Genomic DNA, 14,239 nt, shown 5'->3' with positions numbered 1-14,239 from the left:
CTCCTACCGCTTCAGCAGGTCTGCGCCGTCGACCGAGGCCGATCGGCGGGCACGGAAGATGGTCATGATGATGGCCAGCCCGACAACCACCTCGGCGGCGGCGACCACCATCGTGAAGAAGGCGATCACCTGACCGTCGAACGAACCGTGCATACGGGCAAACGTCACGAACGCGAGATTGGCGGCGTTGAGCATCAACTCGATGCACATGAAGACGACGATCGCGTTGCGGCGCAGCAGCACCCCGGCCGCGCCGATGGTGAACAACAGTGCCGAGAGGTACAGGTAATTATCCGGGTTCATCGCTTCTCCCCGAGCTCTCGGCGGATGCTGTCGGAGCCCGCTGGTGGCGAGGACGGTGGACGGGGCCGCAGGGTTGGGTTGACCGACAGTTCCGACGGAGTCCCGTCCGGCAGGAGCGCCGGCACGTCGACGGCGTTGTGCCGTGCGTACACACCGGGACTGGGCATCGGTGTCATGTCGACGCCGTGGAGGAACCGCTCCTCGGACAGCTCACGCTGGCTGCGTCGGGGTCCGAAGCGTTCTCGATGCGCCAGCACCATCGCGCCGAGCGTCGCCGCGATGAGCAGCGCGCCGGTCAGTTCGAACGCCCAGAGGTATTGCACGAAGATGAGTTCCGCGATGGCCTCGATGTTGCCGTCCGACGCCGCACTGCTTCCTGCGCCACCGGCGACGGGCGCGCCGGCGAAGACCGCCAACGACGCGTTCGCGATCGCCGCGATCAGCAGCACCCCGAAACCGATGCCCAGGACCACGGCGGCCACACGTTGCCCGCGAAGGGTTTCCACCAGGGAGTCCGAGGAGTCGACGCCGATCAGCATCAGCACGAACAGGAACAGCATCATCACCGCGCCGGTGTAGACCACCACCTGCACCACACCGAGGAACAGCGCTCCCTGCGCGACATAGAACACCGCGAGGATGATCATCGTGGTGGCCAGGAAGATGGCCGAGTACACCGCTTTGGTGGCGAACACCACGCCGAGGGCGCCGAGGACCGCGACGATGCCGAGGACCCAGAATTGCACGGCCTCGCCCGTCGAGGTCCGGGTCAGTTCCTCGGCGAGTATCGTTGTCACGACTCGTCCTTCGCGACGAGTCGCCCGTCCTTCGACACCTCACCGCGGTAGTAGTTCTCCTCGGTCGAACCCGGAGCCATGTCGTGCGGTGCCGGTGTCACCCCGGGGTCCAGGGGCGCCAGGAGTTGGTCCTTCTCGTAGATCAGGTCGGCGCGGTTGTCGTCGGCCATCTCGTAGTCGTTGGTCATGGTCAGCGCCCGCGTGGGGCAGGCCTCGATGCAGAGCCCGCACCCGATGCACCGCAGGTAATTGATCTGATAGACACGCCCGTACCGTTCGCCCGGTGAATACCGTTCGTCCTCGGTGTTGTCGGCGCCCTCCACATAAATGGCGTCGGCGGGACACGCCCATGCGCACAGCTCACAGCCGATGCATTTCTCCAGCCCGTCGGGATGCCGGTTGAGCTGATGGCGCCCGTGATAACGCGGGGCCGTCGGCGTCTTCTCTTCCGGATACTGCTCGGTGATGGTCGGCGAGAACATGGATGAAAAGGTCACGCCGAGACCGCTGATCGGTTTGAAGAAGTCAGGCATCGGTCGTCTCCTTGGTCGTGGGCGGCGGGATCGAGGAGGTCGTGGGTGGCAGCACCTGACCCGGCAGCGGCGGCACCGGGAAGCCGCCGGCCATCGGGTCGAAGACGGGAGGCTCGTCATCGGCTGGTCGAGTAGCGGCGACGGAGGAGCCGCGTATCGAGACCCGGCGGCCCGCCGTCGAATCCTGATCCGGCAGCCGCATCAACCGCCAGATGGCGTAGCCGATGAGCGCGGTGACCACCAGTCCGGCCGCGGCCGACACCAACGACCGCGCCAGGTCGGCGTCGTCGGAACCGCCGATCGCGGCGCGGATCACGGCGACCACCATCACCCAGGTGAGCGAGATCGGGATCAGGACCTTCCAGCCGAGGTTCATGAACTGGTCGTAGCGCAGGCGCGGCAGGCTGGTGCGCAGCCAGATGAACACGAACAGGAAGATCCAGACCTTGATGGTGAACCACAGGATCGGCCACCAGCCCGAGTTGGCCCAGTCGAAGATGCTCAGCGGCCAGGGCGCCTGCCAACCGCCCAGGAACAGTGTCGTGGCCAGGGCCGAGACGGTCACCATGTTGATGTATTCGGCGAGCATGAACATCGCGAACTTCAGCGACGAGTACTCGGTGTGGAAGCCGCCCACCAGCTCACCCTCCGCCTCGGGGAGGTCGAAGGGTGCGCGGTTGGTCTCGCCGACCATCGAGATCGCGTAGATCACGAACGACGGCAGCAACAGCAAGACATACCAATGATGTTCCTGCGCCGCGACGATGCCCGACGTCGACATCGTGCTCGCATCCAGGAAGACCGCCGCGAAGGTGAGGCCCATCGCGATCTCGTAGGAGATCACCTGCGCGGTCGAGCGCAGGCCGCCGAGCAGCGGATAAGTCGATCCCGACGACCAGCCGGCCAGCACGATGCCGTACACGCCGACCGAGGTGATGGCGAGGACGTAGAGGACGCCGACCGGAAGGTCGGTGAGCTGCAAGGGGGTCTGGTGCCCGAACACCGACACCATCGGACCGAACGGGATCACCGCGAACGCCATGACCGCCGGGACCACCGCGATCATCGGCGCCGCGACATAGATCCACTTGTCGACGCCGGAGGGGATGATGCCCTCCTTCAGGGCGAGTTTCACCCCGTCGGCAAGACTCTGCAGCAGACCGCGCGGACCGACCCGGTTGGGGCCGATGCGGCTCTGCATCCGCGCCATCACCTTTCGCTCGATCAGGATCGCCGCGAGGGGATTGGCCACCAGGAAGCCGAAGACGGCGACCGCCTTGATGAGGATGAGCCACCAGGGGTCGTTGCCGAAGTCGGCGAGGGTCGGGAAATTCATCGGACCTCCCCATCGGTCGGGACCGCCGCGATCGCGACCACGTCACCTGCCCGCGCGCCCAGGTGGGTGTACACGCCCGCGCCCGGAGAATTCATCGGCACCCACACCACGCCGTCGACCATCTCGACGATCTCCAACGGCAGCGTGATGGCCCCGCGGTCGGTACCCACTTCGACTTGCCCGCCGGCAGTGCCGCCGATACCGGCGGCGGTGGTCGCGGACATCCGCGCGACCGGCGTGCGCGCGGTGCCCGCCAGATGCGGTTCACCATCCTGCAATCGGCCGGCGTCGAGGAGCATCCGCCAACTCGCCAGAACGGCTCGTCGGGACTCGTTGGCGCCGTGATGGTTCGGTGCGGCATCGACCGGGGCCATCGCTGGTCGGGTGCCGGCGAAGGCGCCGATGTTCTCGAGGTCGGCACGAATCATCGACGGATTGTCACAGCGCAACTCCACGCCCATCTGACGGGCCAGCGCTGAGAGCACCCGATGGTCGGACAGCGCGCCGGCTTCCGGCAATGCCGTCTCGAACGGCCGTGCCCGCCCTTCCCAGTCGACGAACATGCCGGGCTTCTCGGCCGCCGCGGCCACCGGCAGCACCACATCGGCGTGTTCGGTGACCGCGCTGCGCCGCATCTCCAGGCTCACGACGAATCCACTCGCGGCCAGCGCCGCAGCCGCGAGCGCGGGGTCGGGCAGATCGTCGAGCTCGACGCCGCCGATCACCAGTGCGGTGATCTCCTGTCGCAGTGCCGCCTCCAGGATCTGCGTGGTGTCGCGGCCGGGCACGCTCGGCAGATCGGCGATCTGCCAGGCTATCGCTATCTCGGCGCGCGCGGTGAGGTCCGCGACGGGGCGGCCACCCGGCAACAGGTTGGGTGCGGCCCCCACCTCGAGCGCTCCGCGTTCCCCGGCGCGCCGCGGAATCCATGCCAGGCGGGCACCGGTACGTTCGGCTAGTCGGACGGCCGCGGTCAGGCCACCGGGGACGCCGGCGAGCCGCTCACCGACCACGATGACCGATCCCTGCGCCGCGACGGCGTCGGCGGCCGAGTCCGAATCGAGCACGGCTGCTTCGTCACCCGGCATCGTCGGGAGCAGGGTTCCGTTCAGCTTGGTCACGCCGGGACTGCGCAGTGCCGCGATGGCCGAGACCCGTTGGCCCGCGGTGCGCACCGCACGGCGCATCCGGAGGAACACGATGGGGGATTCCTCTTCGGGTTCGAACGCGACGAGCAGCACCGACGGTGCGGCGACGAGTTCGGAGTAGGTGACATCGTCGGGTCGGGAGGCGACATGGGCGGCGAGGAAGTCGGTCTCCTCGGCGCTGTGTGCGCGGGCGCGGAAGTCGATGTCGTTGGTGTCCAGCACGGTTCGGGCGAAACGCGAGTAGGCGTAGGCGTCCTCGGCGGTGAGGCGGCCACCGGTCAGTACCGCGGACCGACCGGGTGCGGCGGCGAGTCCCTCGGCGGCGTGGCGCAGCGCATGTCCCCAGGAGACCTCGCGCAGGGAGCCGTCCGGCCACCGGACCATCGGTGTGGTGAGCCGGTCGTCGGCGGTGGCGTAGGCGAACGCCCACCGGCCCTTGTCGCAGTTCCATTCCTGGTTGACCTCGGGGTCGTCGCCGGCGAGTCGACGTAACACCTTGCCGCGCCGGTGATCGGTGCGCTGGGCGCACCCGCTGGCGCAGTGCTCACACACGCTGGGCGAGGACACCAGGTCGAACGGGCGTGCCCGGAACCGGTAGGCCGTGCTGGTCAGCGCGCCGACCGGGCAGATCTGCACGGTGTTGCCGGAGAAGTACGATTCGAACGGATCATCCTGATAGATCGAAACCTGCTGCAGCGCACCACGGTCGGCGAAGTCGATCAGCGGGTCGCCGGCGACCTGATCGGCGAAGCGGGTGCAGCGGGCACACAGCACACAGCGCTCGCGGTCGAGGAGTACCTCCGAGGACAGCGGCACCGGCTTGGTGAAGGTGCGCTTGGTCCCGGTGAAGCGCGAATCGCCGCGGCCCGAGGACATCGCCTGGTTCTGCAGCGGGCACTCGCCGCCCTTGTCGCAGACCGGGCAGTCGAGCGGATGGTTGATGAGGAGCAGCTCCATCACGCCGCGCTGCGCCTTCTCGGCGACCTCCGAACTGCGTTGGGTGTGCACCACCATCCCGTCGGTGACCACCGTGGTGCACGACGCCAGGGGTTTGCGTTGACCCTCCACCTCGACGAGGCATTGCCGGCAGGCACCGACCGGATCGAGCAGGGGATGGTCGCAGAATCGTGGGATCTGCGTGCCGATCAGTTCGGCGGCGCGGATAACCAATGTTCCCTTGGGTACCGAGATCTCGGTGCCGTCGATGGTCACTGACACGAGGTCGGGCTTGCTCCCGGTGGCCCGGGAGTCGTCGACCGCGGTCATCGGAGCGCCCCGGTATTCGACGAGTCGGTGGGGTAGGTGGTGGCGTCATGCGGGTCGAAGGGACATCCGCCGTCGAAGTGTGCCAGATACTCGTCGCGGAAGTACTTGAGGGACGACACGATCGGGCTGCCGGCGCCGTCACCGAGCGCGCAGAACGACTTGCCGACGATGGTGTTGGTGATGTCGGACAGGGTGTCCAGATCCGCCGCCTCGCCGTCGCCGGCCTCGAGCCGCTTGAGCAGCTGCACCAGCCAGTAGGTGCCCTCGCGACAGGGCGTGCACTTCCCACAGGACTCGTGGGCGTAGAACTCGGTCCACCGTAGGACCGCACGCACCACGCATGTCGTCTCGTCGAAGATCTGTAGGGCCTTGGTGCCCAACATCGACCCGGCCTCGCCCACTCCCTCGTAGTCGAGCGGTACGTCGAGGTGCTCGTCAGTGAGGATGGGCGTCGACGACCCGCCCGGCGTCCAGAACTTCAGCCGGTGGCCCGCGCGCACGCCGCCGGCGCGGTCGAGCAACTCCCGCAGTGTGATCCCCAATGGTGCCTCGTACTGTCCGGGCCGGGCGACGTGCCCGGACAGCGAATACAGTGTGAATCCCGGTGACTTCTCGGTTCCCATGCCGCGGAACCACTCGACGCCGTTGCGGATGATCGGGGGCACACTGGCGATGGATTCGACATTGTTGACCACGGTCGGGCTGGCGTAGAGGCCGGCGACCGCAGGGAACGGCGGTCGCAGACGGGGCTGCCCGCGGCGACCCTCCAGCGAGTCGAGCAGCGCGGTCTCCTCGCCGCAGATGTAGGCGCCGGCGCCGGCGTGCACGACGAGGTCGAGATCGAAGCCCGAGCCGAGGATGTCGCGTCCCAGATAGCCGGCGGCGTAGGCCTCGTCGACGGCACCGCGCATCCGACGTAGCACCGAGGCGACCTCACCGCGCACGTAGATGAACGCGTGCTTCGCACGGATCGCATAGGCGGCGATGATCGCGCCCTCGATCAGCGAGTGCGGGGAGGCCAGCATCAGCGGTATGTCCTTGCAGGTGCCGGGTTCGGACTCGTCGGCGTTGACCACCAGGTAGTGCGGCGGCGCGTCGGGGTCGAATGGTTTGTCGGGATCTTGCTGTGGGATGAACGACCACTTCATCCCCACCGGGAACCCGGCGCCGCCACGACCGCGCAGCCCGGACTCCTTGATCATCGCGATGATGTCGTCCTGCGGGGTGTCCAACGCGGTGCGCAGCGCCTCATAGCCGCTGTGCGACTGATAGTTCTGCAGCGTCCACGATTCGGGTTCGGACCAGAAGCGACTGAGTACGGGAATGTCGTTTTCGCCCGGTCCCTGAGGAATGGCTTCGTCTTCACCTGGTCCCTGAGGAGCGAGCTTGTCCCCACCCGGTCCCTGAGGAGCGAGCTCGTCCCCACCTGGTCCCTGAGGAGCGAGCTCGTCACCACCCGGTCCCTGAGGAGCGAGCTTGCGAGCGTCACGAAGGGCGGCCCTTCGTGACGGCCCTCCGCTAGCGCTCCGGGCCTCCTCAGGGATCGGGGGTGGTGTTGCGCTAGCGCTCCTTGCCTCCTCAGGGGGCGGTGGTGGTGTTGCGTTGGCGTTCTGGGTTTCCTCAGGGGGCGGTGGTTGGGTGCCCCCCAACCCCGCCAACTCACGCGCGGTCTTGCGGAACGAGCACACCGTCCCGGTGCCGCGGGCCGGGGTCAGTGCGACTCCGGCCCGGAGGTCCTCGACGAGTTCGACACTGCTGTCGGGTGTCTGGTTGTCGAAGAACTCCCAGTTGACCATCACCACCGGTGCGAAGTCGCAGGCCGCGTTGCACTCGACGTGCTCCAGGGTGATGCGGCCGTCGTGGGTCGTCTCACCCGGCGAGATACCGAGGTGCTCACGCAATGTCGCGAGGATCTCGTCGCCGCCCATCACCGCGCACAAGGTGTTGGTGCAGACCCCGACGAGGTATTCACCGGTCGGGGACCGGCGGTACATCGAATAGAAGGTGGCCACCGCGGCCACCTCGGCGGTGGTCAGATCCAGTTGGGCGGCACAGAAAGCGACGCCTGCCCGGGTGATCTGGCCATCTTCGGACTGCACCAGGTGCAGCAGCGGGAGCAGCGCCGAGCGTGCCCGCGGGTAGCGGCCGATGATGCCGGCCGCCTCGGTGGCGAGGCGTGCGGTGACATCGTCCGGGTAGCCGGCAGGCCCGTCGAAGCGAATGGTCGGGTGAGGTTGCGGCGCAACCACCGGCACACCTTCGGCGGGTGGTGCGGTGAGATCCACGAACACTGGATCGCTCATCGGTCAACCCCTCCCATCACCGGGTCGATACTGGCGACGGCGGTGATCACGTCGGCGACCATGCCGCCTTCGCACATCGCCGCCACTGCTTGCAGATTGGTGAACGATGGATCCCGGTAGTGCACCCGATACGGGCGGGTGCCGCCGTCGCTGACCATGTGGACACCGAGCTCGCCGCGGGGGGATTCCACCGCCACGTAGCATTGCCCGGCCGGCACGCGCATCCCCTCGGTCACCAGCTTGAAATGGTGGATGAGGGCCTCCATGGAGGTGCCCATGATCTTCGCGATGTGCTCCGGCGAGTTGCCCAGGCCGTCCGGTCCGAGTGCCAGGTCGGCGGGCCATGCCAGCTTGCGGTCGGCCACCATCACCGGCCCCGGTCGCAGCCGGTCGAGGCATTGGCGCGCGATCTTGACCGACTCCTGCATCTCCTTCACCCGGATCAGGTAGCGACCGTACGAGTCGCAGGTGGTGTCGGTGATGACGTCGAACTCGTAATTCTCATAGCCGCAATAGGGTTGGGACTTGCGTAGATCATGTGGCAAGCCGGTCGATCGCAGCACGGGCCCGGTGATGCCCAACGCCATGCAGCCGGTGAGGTCGAGGTAGCCGACATTCTGGGTGCGGGCCTTCCAGATGTAGTTCTCGTTGAGCAGATCCTCGAGCTCACCGAGCCGCCCCGGCAGGATGTCGAGCAGTTCGGCCACCTTGTCCGGGGCGTCGGCTGGTAGATCCTGGGCGACGCCGCCGGGCCGGATGTAGGCGTGATTCATCCGCAGCCCGGTGATGAGCTCGAAGACATCGAGGATCATCTCCCGTTCCCGGAAGCCGAGGAACATGGCGGTGACCGCGCCGAGTTCCATGCCGCCGGTGGCCAGGGCCACGAGATGTGACGAGATGCGGTTGAGCTCCATCAGCAGCACGCGGATGACGGTGGCCCGCTCGGGGACGTCGTCGGTGATGCCCAGCAGCCGTTCGACACCGAGGCAGTAGGCGGTCTCGTTGAAGAACGGTGACAGATAGTCCATCCGGGTGACGAAGGTGACGCCCTGCGTCCAGTTGCGGTATTCGAGGTTCTTCTCGATCCCGGTGTGCAGGTAGCCGATCCCGCAGCGTGCCTCGGTGACCGTCTCGCCCTCGATCTCGAGGATCAGGCGCAGCACCCCGTGCGTGGACGGGTGCTGCGGGCCCATGTTGACCACGATGCGTTCGTCGCCGGGTTGCGCCGCGGCGCGTTCGCGGACCGCGGTGACGATCTCGTCCCAGTCCTGCCCGGACACCGTGTACGTCTGGGTGGGGTGAACGGTGCTGCCGTTGCCGGCGTCGGTGGTGGTCATCAGTTGTACGACCTCCGCTGATCGGGTGGTGCGATGCGAGTCCCCTTGTACTCGACGGGGACTCCGCCGAGGGGGTAATCCTTGCGCTGCGGGTGGCCCTGCCAGTCGTCGGGCATCTCGATGCGGGTCAGGGATCGGTGGCCGTCGAACACGATGCCGAAGAAGTCGTAGGTCTCGCGCTCGTGCCAGTCGTTGGTCGGGTAGATGTCGGTGAGACTCGGGATGTGCGGGTCGGCGTCGGCGACGGCCACCTCGAGCCGCAGTCGGCGGTTGTGTGTGATCGACATCAGCGGGTAGACCGCATGCAGTTCGCGGTCTCGATCGTCGGGATAGTGGACTCCGTTGACGCCCAGGCACAATTCGAATCGAAGGGTGTCGCGGTTGCGCAGGGTCAGCGCGACGGCCCGCAGGTGCTCACGGCGCACGTGCACCGTCATCTCGTCCCGGAAGATCACCACCTTCTCGACGGCCGCGTCGTAGTCGGTGTTCGGGAGTTCGGCCAGGCCCGCCGCGAGTTGGTCGGCCACCTCGTCGAAATAGCCACCGTAGGGGCGGCTGGAACTGCCCGGCAGGGTGACCGCCTGGACGAGACCGCCGTAGCCGGAGGTGTCGCCGCTGCCGTGGACGCCGAACAGGCCCTTGCGTACGCCGATCTGTTCGGTGCCGGTCTGTTCCTCGCGACTCATCTCGCCTGCGGTCTTCGGGGCCCTCGGTTCCGTCACCGCAGCAGCCCCTTCATCTCGATGGTCGGCTTCGCCTGCAGCGCAGCCTGTTCGGCCGCCCAGATGGCCTGCTCCCGATTGACACCGAGCGGCATCTGGGCGATCTGTTCATGCAGTTTGAGGATCGCGTTCAGCAGCATCTCCGGACGTGGCGGGCAGCCCGGGAGATAGATGTCGACCGGCACCACGTGGTCGACTCCCTGCACGATCGCGTAGTTGTTGAACATGCCGCCCGACGATGCGCAAACACCCATGGCCAGCACCCATTTGGGCTCGACCATCTGGTCATAGATCTGGCGCAGCACCGGTGCCATCTTCTGGCTGACGCGGCCCGCCACGATCATCAGATCGGCCTGCCGCGGCGAGGCGCGGAAGGCCTCCATGCCGAATCGTGCGAGGTCGTAGCGACCCGACGTCGTCGCCATCATCTCGATGGCGCAGCACGCGAGCCCGAAGGTGGCCGGCCAGAGCGACCCCTTCCGCATGAACCCGGCCAGGTCCTCGACAGTGCTCAGCAGGAATCCGCTCGGCAGTTTCTCCTCGAGTCCCATTTCCGCGAACCTCCTAGCGTGTAGCGGCGGTCGCGATGCGTGCCCACAGCGGGGGCACACACCGAGCCGTGGTCATTCCCAGCTGAGCCCTCCGCGACGCCATTCGTAGGCGTAGGCCACCGAGACATTGACGATGAACAGGGTCATCGCAGCGAGACCGAACCAGCCGAGAGCGTCGAACGCGACGGCCCACGGGTAGAGGAACACGATCTCGATGTCGAAGATGATGAAGAGCATGGCGGTGAGGTAGTACTTCACCGGTATCCGTTGGATCACCTGTTCCGTGCGTGATGTCGCGGTGATCGCGCCGCCGGTCGAGGCGAGGGTGTGCGATTCGGTCAGCGGCTCGATGCCGCATTCATAGGGTTCGAGTTTGGCGCGGTTGTACCGTTTCGGCCCGACGAGCAGCGCGATGCCGACCGAAAAGCCTGCGAACGCCACAGCAATTGCCCCGAGCACCATGATCGGGACGTAGGCGTTCATAGACTGACGGCCTCCCCAGGGTCGGTCCTGTGTGAGTTACAACACAGTGAGCTGTTACACACAGCGTACAAGCGATCCAGCCGCCTGTGTCAGGGATTGCGGACGCGTTTCTCTACGAGTCGGGGGTGCGCAGCAGTTCGATGAATGTGCTCGACAAGGCGATCGGGTCGACCGGAAGCGTCGCGGTGGCGTCGGCACGCGACCAGTCGGCCAGCCACCGGTCGTCGGCGCGCCCGAGCAGCACCAGCGTCGGCGGGCAGGGGTCGATCTCGTCCTTCATCTGCTTGGCCAGGCCCATGCCCCCGGCCGGGGCCGCCTCACCGTCGAGGATCGCCACGTCGATCGCACCGGCGTCGAGCTGCGCGAAGACCATCGGAGCGGTCGCCACCTCGACGAAGCTGAGTTCGGGCAGCCCCGGATCCGGGTGTCGACCGAGTGCCCGGATGACCGCCGCGCGGGTGTCCGAATGGTCGGAATAGACCAGCACTCGCAACACCACAACGGGATCCCCGTCCCGTTTTTGCAGCGAGCGGATGTCGTTGCTCCGGGCGGGGTCGGTCACGTCGAGCACATTACCGTCCCGCCGTCGCCGACCGAGACCGAAACCCCGCCGACGGAACCCAGTTTTTCGTCGACGGAACCCCACATCTCGTCGACGGAACCCGAAACGCTCATCGTTTGATCGGGGTGCGTGGGTTTCGATACGCGCCGGGCTCGCGGGCTCGCGCGGCGCTACTCAACCAGCGGGAGGTGGCGTCAATCAACCGCTGATCGAGTAGGCTCCGAGCCGCCAGGCGAGGACCGTATCGAGATCGCTGTCGGGTGGTTTCGATACGCGACTCACTCTGTTCGCTGCTACTCAACCAGCGGCGGGGGACTCTCAATGCTCGGTGGAGAACCCGACCCGCGGCGGGGGGACTCTCAGTGCTCGGTGGAGAACCCGACCAGCGGCGGGGGACTCTCAGTGCTCGGTGGAGAACCCGACCCGCCGTCGATGGTTGTCCAGTGCGAGGGCGACGAGCTGATCGATCAGATCGGCATAGCTCACGCCGCTCGCCTCCCACAGCTTCGGATACATCGATCCCGGTGTGAAGCCGGGGATCGTGTTGACCTCGTTCAGCAACCACCCGCGACCGTCGGCTTCGTAGAAGAAGTCGACGCGGGCCATCCCGGCGCACCGCAGCGCGGTGAACGACTTCGCGGCCAGTTCGCGCACCTCGCGCGTGGCGTCGTCGGGGAGGTCGGCCGGGATGACCAGTTTCGCCGCGCCGGTGACGTACTTGTCCTCGTAGTCGTAGAACTCGCTGCCGGGCAGGATCTCGCCGGGCACCGACGCCTCGGGCGCGGAGTTGCCCAGCACCGCGACCTCCACCTCCCGCGCGGTGACCGCCTCTTCGATGATCACGACATCGTCGTACCGCAGCGCGAGGTCGATGGCCTTGTCGAGCTCGGCGGCGTCGTGCGCCTTGGTGATGCCGACCGACGAACCCAGGTTCGCGGGCTTGACGAACACCGGCAGGCCCAGCGCATCGACAGCGCGGGTGACGATCGTATTCGGGTCGTCGATCCCGTCGCGGAACTCCATCCACCGGCACTGCGGGATACCCGCCTGCTCGGCGACGATCTTCGCCATCGCCTTGTCCATGCAGAGCGCCGACGACAGCACTCCGGCGCCCACGTACGGCACCTTGAACAGCTCGAGCATCCCCTGGATGGTGCCGTCCTCGCCGTGCGGACCGTGCAGCAACGGCAGCACCACGGTGATCGCCTGTTCGCCGGCATCGCCGCGCAGTGCCGCCAGTGGCTCGATCTCCGTGCCGGCTGGTTCCAGCTTGTCGGGCAGGTCGCTGCCCTCGGCGAGGGCGGCGAGCGCCTTGTCGTTGCGCAGCCACGTCCCGGACTTGGTGATGCCGATCGGCACCAGGTCGTACTTGCTGCGGTCGGCTGCGGCCAGCACGTGTGCCGCGGTGACGCACGAGACGTCGTGTTCGGCGGAGACACCGCCGTAGAGGACGACCAGACGCAGCAGGTGTGGAGCCATGGCAGACACGATACGGCCACCGGGTTGCCCCGGCCGTACGTGCTGGCCGTACGTGCTGTGCCGACTCGGCCTTGTAGCGTTGTCGTGTGCATTTCAAGGCGAGCCAGATCGCGGCCGCCGTCAACGGACGGCTGGTCGGCGACGACGTGGACATCGACGGCGCCGGCATCGACTCCCGAAGCGTGCGATCCGGGCAACTGTTCGTGCCGATCGTCGCGGCCCGGGACGGCCATGAGTTCGTGGCATCCGCGGCGGCGGCCGGTGCAGCCGCCTACCTGAGTTCGGAGGGCAGCGTCCCCGACGTGTCGCTGCCGGCGATCACCGTCACCGATACCGCGGCCGCACTGGCCGACCTCGGTGGTCTGGCCCGCGACCGGCTACCGGGCCGGATCGTCGGCGTGACCGGATCGGTCGGCAAGACCTCCACCAAAGATCTACTCGCCGGCGTACTCGGGACCACCTACCCGACGACGGCGAGCGAGAAATCCTTCAACAACGAGCTCGGGCTGCCGCTGACCTTGGTCAACGCCGCCGCCGACACCGAGGCCGTCGTGGTGGAGATGGGTGCCCGGGGGATCGGCCACATCGACCTGCTGTGCGGGATCGCCCGACCGACCGTCGGGATCGTCACGCGCGTCGAGGGAGTGCATCTCGAGCTGTTCGGCGACATCGACGCTGTGGCCCGGGCGAAGGGCGAACTGGTGGAGTCGCTGCCGGTGGACGGCCTGGCCGTCCTCAACGCCGACGACGAGCGGGTCGCGGCGATGGCCACACGCACCGACGCCGGCGTCATCACCTTCGGGCTGACACCGTCGGCGGACGTGTATGCCACCGACATCGTCCTGGACGATCAGCTGCGCGCATCGTTCCGTCTGCACACCCCCTGGGGTGAGGCCGGCATCCGGCTCGGTGCCCGGGGCGAACACCAGGTCCCCAACGCGCTGGCCGCCGTATGCGCGGCCGGCTGGTTCGGCGTGCCGGTGGAGAAGATGTCCGACGGCCTGCTCGGTGCCGCACTGTCGGGACTGCGGATGGAACTGGTGACCACCTCCGCCGGGGTGACGATTCTCAACGACGCCTACAACGCCAACCCGACGTCGATGGCGGCGGCATTGCGTTCGCTCGCCGCGCTGGACGCCCGCCGACGCTTCGCCGTCCTCGGCACGATGGCCGAACTCGGTTCGGACTCCGCCGCCCAGCACGCGGCGATCGCGAAACTGGCCTACGACCTGCACATCGAACTCATCGCGGTCGATGAGTCGCACTACGGCAACACGGCCCGGCACGTCGCCGACGTCCAGGGCGCGGTCACCGAGCTCGGTGAGCTGGGCGAGGGCGATGCGGTGCTGGTCAAGGGCAGCCGGGTGGCCGCGCTCGAGCGGGTGGCCGAGGCGTTGCAGAGCTGACGCGCCGCGCGGG

13 protein-coding genes are annotated in these 14,239 nt (G+C 67.4%); 1 reads left to right on the top strand and 12 read right to left on the bottom strand.

Annotated elements, in window-relative coordinates; all coding sequences use genetic code 11:
* Positions 1-3 precede the first annotated feature (3 nt).
* From nuoK to AC4AMJ_RS23320, 12 genes are all read right to left on the bottom strand, one after another.
* A complete protein-coding gene (gene nuoK / locus AC4AMJ_RS23375) occupies positions 4-303 on the bottom strand; it encodes an NADH-quinone oxidoreductase subunit NuoK (protein ID WP_489915009.1) in 300 nt (99 codons plus the stop codon).
* A complete protein-coding gene (locus AC4AMJ_RS23370; RefSeq protein WP_489898772.1) occupies positions 300-1,100 on the bottom strand; it encodes an NADH-quinone oxidoreductase subunit J in 801 nt (266 codons plus the stop codon). The genes nuoK and AC4AMJ_RS23370 overlap by 4 nt, the downstream gene beginning before the upstream one ends.
* Complete coding sequence (gene nuoI, locus AC4AMJ_RS23365) at positions 1,097-1,633, bottom strand: NADH-quinone oxidoreductase subunit NuoI (protein ID WP_489898773.1); 537 nt, start codon at positions 1,631-1,633, stop codon at positions 1,097-1,099. Before nuoI ends, AC4AMJ_RS23370 begins: the two co-directional genes overlap by 4 nt.
* A complete protein-coding gene (gene nuoH, locus AC4AMJ_RS23360) occupies positions 1,626-2,969 on the bottom strand; it encodes an NADH-quinone oxidoreductase subunit NuoH (protein ID WP_489898774.1) in 1,344 nt (447 codons plus the stop codon). The genes nuoI and nuoH overlap by 8 nt, the downstream gene beginning before the upstream one ends.
* Positions 2,966-5,383 carry an NADH-quinone oxidoreductase subunit G gene (locus AC4AMJ_RS23355; protein ID WP_489915007.1) on the bottom strand — a complete coding sequence of 806 codons (2,418 nt, stop codon included), beginning with the start codon at positions 5,381-5,383 and terminating at the stop codon, positions 2,966-2,968. The genes nuoH and AC4AMJ_RS23355 overlap by 4 nt, the downstream gene beginning before the upstream one ends.
* Positions 5,380-7,686, bottom strand: coding sequence for an NADH-quinone oxidoreductase subunit NuoF (gene nuoF / locus AC4AMJ_RS23350; RefSeq protein ID WP_489915005.1), 2,307 nt, complete (start codon positions 7,684-7,686; stop codon positions 5,380-5,382). Before nuoF ends, AC4AMJ_RS23355 begins: the two co-directional genes overlap by 4 nt.
* Positions 7,683-9,023, bottom strand: coding sequence for an NADH dehydrogenase (quinone) subunit D (gene nuoD, locus AC4AMJ_RS23345; protein WP_489898777.1), 1,341 nt, complete (start codon positions 9,021-9,023; stop codon positions 7,683-7,685). Before nuoD ends, nuoF begins: the two co-directional genes overlap by 4 nt.
* Positions 9,023-9,709, bottom strand: coding sequence for an NADH-quinone oxidoreductase subunit C (locus AC4AMJ_RS23340; RefSeq protein ID WP_489900710.1), 687 nt, complete (start codon positions 9,707-9,709; stop codon positions 9,023-9,025). The genes nuoD and AC4AMJ_RS23340 overlap by 1 nt, the downstream gene beginning before the upstream one ends.
* A gap of 32 nt (positions 9,710-9,741) precedes the next feature.
* Entirely contained in the window at positions 9,742-10,296 is a 555-nt protein-coding gene (locus tag AC4AMJ_RS23335; protein ID WP_489898778.1) for a NuoB/complex I 20 kDa subunit family protein, read from the bottom strand.
* A gap of 72 nt (positions 10,297-10,368) precedes the next feature.
* Positions 10,369-10,779, bottom strand: coding sequence for an NADH-quinone oxidoreductase subunit A (locus AC4AMJ_RS23330; protein ID WP_489898779.1), 411 nt, complete (start codon positions 10,777-10,779; stop codon positions 10,369-10,371).
* A gap of 112 nt (positions 10,780-10,891) precedes the next feature.
* Positions 10,892-11,305, bottom strand: coding sequence for a hypothetical protein (locus tag AC4AMJ_RS23325; RefSeq protein ID WP_489900712.1), 414 nt, complete (start codon positions 11,303-11,305; stop codon positions 10,892-10,894).
* A gap of 435 nt (positions 11,306-11,740) precedes the next feature.
* Positions 11,741-12,820: a D-alanine--D-alanine ligase family protein gene (locus AC4AMJ_RS23320; RefSeq protein WP_489898780.1), complete on the bottom strand. Its 1,080-nt coding sequence runs from the start codon at positions 12,818-12,820 to the stop codon at positions 11,741-11,743.
* An 86-nt stretch (positions 12,821-12,906) separates the two neighbouring features.
* Here AC4AMJ_RS23320 and AC4AMJ_RS23315 point away from each other — a divergent pair, with 86 nt between their 5' ends.
* Positions 12,907-14,226, top strand: coding sequence for a UDP-N-acetylmuramoyl-tripeptide--D-alanyl-D-alanine ligase (locus AC4AMJ_RS23315; RefSeq protein WP_489898781.1), 1,320 nt, complete (start codon positions 12,907-12,909; stop codon positions 14,224-14,226).
* The last annotated feature ends 13 nt before the right edge of the window (positions 14,227-14,239 follow it).

The sequence above is a fragment of the Gordonia sp. LMA484 genome (assembly GCF_058129505.1).
Note: the sequence above shows the minus strand (reverse complement) of the source record. Positions and strands in the feature narration are given on the sequence as shown.

What these genes read in the sequence shown, in the direction of transcription:
- nuoI (WP_489898773.1), bottom strand. Translation starts at nt 1,633, where the DNA reads ATGCCTGACTTCTTCAAACCGATCAGCGGTCTCGGCGTGACCTTTTCA.
- AC4AMJ_RS23320 (WP_489898780.1), bottom strand. Translation starts at nt 12,820, where the DNA reads ATGGCTCCACACCTGCTGCGTCTGGTCGTCCTCTACGGCGGTGTCTCC.
- AC4AMJ_RS23340 (WP_489900710.1), bottom strand. Translation starts at nt 9,709, where the DNA reads ATGAGTCGCGAGGAACAGACCGGCACCGAACAGATCGGCGTACGCAAG.
- AC4AMJ_RS23355 (WP_489915007.1), bottom strand. Translation starts at nt 5,383, where the DNA reads ATGACCGCGGTCGACGACTCCCGGGCCACCGGGAGCAAGCCCGACCTC.
- AC4AMJ_RS23335 (WP_489898778.1), bottom strand. Translation starts at nt 10,296, where the DNA reads ATGGGACTCGAGGAGAAACTGCCGAGCGGATTCCTGCTGAGCACTGTC.
- AC4AMJ_RS23330 (WP_489898779.1), bottom strand. Translation starts at nt 10,779, where the DNA reads ATGAACGCCTACGTCCCGATCATGGTGCTCGGGGCAATTGCTGTGGCG.
- nuoD (WP_489898777.1), bottom strand. Translation starts at nt 9,023, where the DNA reads ATGACCACCACCGACGCCGGCAACGGCAGCACCGTTCACCCCACCCAG.
- nuoK (WP_489915009.1), bottom strand. Translation starts at nt 303, where the DNA reads ATGAACCCGGATAATTACCTGTACCTCTCGGCACTGTTGTTCACCATC.
- nuoF (WP_489915005.1), bottom strand. Translation starts at nt 7,686, where the DNA reads ATGAGCGATCCAGTGTTCGTGGATCTCACCGCACCACCCGCCGAAGGT.
- nuoH (WP_489898774.1), bottom strand. Translation starts at nt 2,969, where the DNA reads ATGAATTTCCCGACCCTCGCCGACTTCGGCAACGACCCCTGGTGGCTC.